Source organism: Protofrankia sp. CiP1_Cm_nod3, from assembly GCF_982290655.1.
The window spans coordinates 143,914-146,737 of sequence record NZ_CEVIVD010000002.1; the positions used below are offsets into that span (position 1 = coordinate 143,914).

Sequence of the window (2,824 nt, forward strand, 5' to 3'; positions counted from 1 at the left end):
CGTCAGCCGGCCCTGCCGAGCAGGGCCAGGCCGAGCGCGGCCAGGAGGCCGCCGCGGCACCAGTGGCGAGCTACGAGATCGGCCCGGTGACGCCGACCAGGTGGCTGTACGGGCTCATCCCGTCCAGCCACTCCGCGATCGAGGCCCAGTTCGGGCTGGCCGGCGGCTCGGTGTCGATCGCCGCGGCGACGTGGGCGAAGGCGCTGGCCCGCTCGGGTGTCGCGCCGTTCCGGCTCGCCGGCCAGCCCGGCGCCGCGAAGAAGGCCGGGCGGACGGCGAGGCCCCGCATCGCCCGCCCTGTCGCGGGCGATGCTGCCGTCCCGGCCGTGGGCGATGCCACCGGCGCAGGCGCGGGCAGCGGGCCCGGGACGGGCACCGAGCGGCTGTCCGGCTTCCTGGAGCGCCCGCCGGCGCTGGACGGGATCGACGAGGACGAGCTGCTCGGCTGGTGCGTCGACATCGTCCGGCTGGCCCGCCGCAACGGCTACCTCGCCAGCACGGCCGACGCCATCGCCGTGTTCGAGACGTCGATCCTGCTCGCAGGCCTGCGCAACCGAGCCCGCCCCACGCCGTACGACTTCCAGGACGCCGCCGTCACCTGCATCGAGAAGGACGTCGTGCCCGGCCGGCGCGACGTGCGCCGGCTGTGCGAGATCCTGCTCGGCGGTGACCGGGCCGGCCAGGTCGGCTACGACGCCCTCCCGCCGCTGGCCCGCGACGTCCACGACCGGCTGGCCCCGCTCGGGCTCGACCTGTCCAGGCGCACGGTGCAGCGCGCCCTGCTCGACCTGACCGCCACCCCTGAGCTCGCGCACTGCTCCCACCTGCTGTGGATGCTGCGCTACCTGCTGCCCGACGGCGCCGTGCGCCCGATCCTCGGCGTCCGCCGGCTGGGGGAGCGGTCAGCGCAGGAGAGCTGGGACCTGTCGATCGGGAAGCACCAGCGCGAGCTCATCGAGCTCGGCTACGAGGCGGTCACCGTCGAGCAGGCCCTGCAGCGGCGGCTGCGCCGTACCGCCTGGGATCCGGAGGCCACCGCGGCCGTCGCGCTCGCCGCCGTCGAGGACGCCGTCACGTTCCTCGGCAGCCGCCGGCTGGCCGACGAGCTCGGCGCCCGCGCCGTCGAGCTGCTCACCGGCGAGCGGACGGTGGACGACGCGCCGGAGGTGCTGCGCCGGATCCGGCGGCTGCTCGACTGCTACCGCGTCACCGAGCCGGCCCTGCCGGAGTGGTGCGAGCGGTTCGTCAAGGAGGGCTACGCGCACTACTGCACCCTGCTGCCGACGGCGTTCACGGCCGACGGCACCGGCGTGCGCCAGGTCGCCTCCATGCTCGGCTTCCTGCTGACGCTGGAGAACTTCGCGCTCGCGCTCGGCTGTGACCGGGCCCAGCTGGAGCTGGCCGTGCGCCAGTCCCACCCGCGGGAGCCCGAGCGGACGGCGCTGCTGTGGGCCACGCAGACCCGTCTCGGCCGGCTCACCCCGGCCGAGCTGCGGGCCCGCTGCGACGGCCTGCTCGCCAACCCGCTGGTCGTTGGCGCGTTCCCGCGCTACCTGGCCGGCTTCGTGCAGGCCCTGGAGCCGGTGCCGACGCTGGCACCGTTCGTCGTCGAGATCATGTCCAAGGCGTTCGCCCGCCTGCCGGACCGGGTCCTGCTCCCCTGGCTCCCGACGCTGATCAGGACGCTGCGCGACCACGCCGGTGAGCACATGCCCATGCTGCTGCGGGAGGCGGGCCGTACGTTCCCGGGAACCCTCCCCGCGCTGGACACATGGACCGCCCCCTGGTCGGCCCAGCCGCCGTCCCCGGCAACCGACGCCGCGACCGCCGAGGCGCGCCCCGCCGGGGCGCGGGCCGACGCGGTGGGGCGCGACGCGGTGGGGCCCGCGCGGCCGGCCGCCGGCCCGGTGCCGGACCTGCTCGCCGCCCACCCGGCCACCACCGACGCGGTGGCGGCGCTGCTCGGCGCGGAGCCGGTTCCACAGCGGTCACATCCATTTCCCACAGGTGCCGAGCCGATGCATGAACGGCCTGAGTAGATACCTGGATGCGCCGTAGGGTGATCGTATCGATGCTCCTGCGACCGTACCGAGGCACGGGTGGCCTCTGGGGCATGGGCTCCGGCTTGGAGGGGTGGTGGCGACGGCGCGTCGTGCTCGTGCGATCGCGGAGCGGGCGGAGCGGGAGTCCGCGGAGGCGATCCGCAGCGCGGTCGCCCGGTTGCCAGGTTCGTTGTCGGTGCGTGATGTCGCCGAGCTGCTTGGTATCTCCCACCAGCGGGTCGCGCAGGTGCGAGCGGAGCTTGCCCAGGGTAGTGATGGGCGGGTGTCGGCTGGCGGGTGAGCGGGGTGCTTCGGCGCCACGGGGCACGTCCGTGGTTGTCGCGCCTTCTTTGTCCTGATATGTGATTCTCTGCCCGGATAGGGCTGGGGTGGGTTGCTGTGGGGGCCGGGCTGGCCGATGGGAGCGCCGGGCTCTACGTGCGACCGTAACCAAAGGTGGTATGTCGATTCCTGTAGGTTAAGTTTGCTGGTGGACGTGGATGTGGGTTGGTGTGCCGCCGGTCCGTTCCGAGGCGAGGGACTCGAGGAAGCCGAGGTGGAGGCCCGGAGAGGTACTCGCCGAAGGCCACTCGGTCATTTGTGCTCGCGTGGCCGGAGGGCTGGAGGTGCGCTGGCCGGAGGGCATGCGGCTGTGGCCATCCCGTCCACCTGGAGATCGTGCTGGAGATCATGAAGGCCCGGAAGCCCGAAGAGGCTTGAACAGGGAAGCAGGGAGGGCGGTATGGGGGTCGTCGTCGCGACGGACGTGCGGCTGCGCCGGC

Annotated in this window: 2 protein-coding genes; both read left to right on the plus strand. The window is 73.7% G+C overall.

The window, feature by feature from the left end; translation table 11 throughout:
• Nucleotides 1-2,039: DUF5682 family protein (locus AC5LUJ_RS01500; RefSeq protein ID WP_493464353.1), on the plus strand; the 2,039-nt coding region annotated here is incomplete at its 5' end.
• A gap of 97 nt (nt 2,040-2,136) precedes the next feature.
• On the plus strand, nt 2,137-2,343 hold the full coding sequence (locus AC5LUJ_RS01505; RefSeq protein WP_250283324.1) for a hypothetical protein: 207 nt from the start codon (nt 2,137-2,139) through the stop codon (nt 2,341-2,343).
• Nucleotides 2,344-2,824 lie beyond the last annotated feature (481 nt).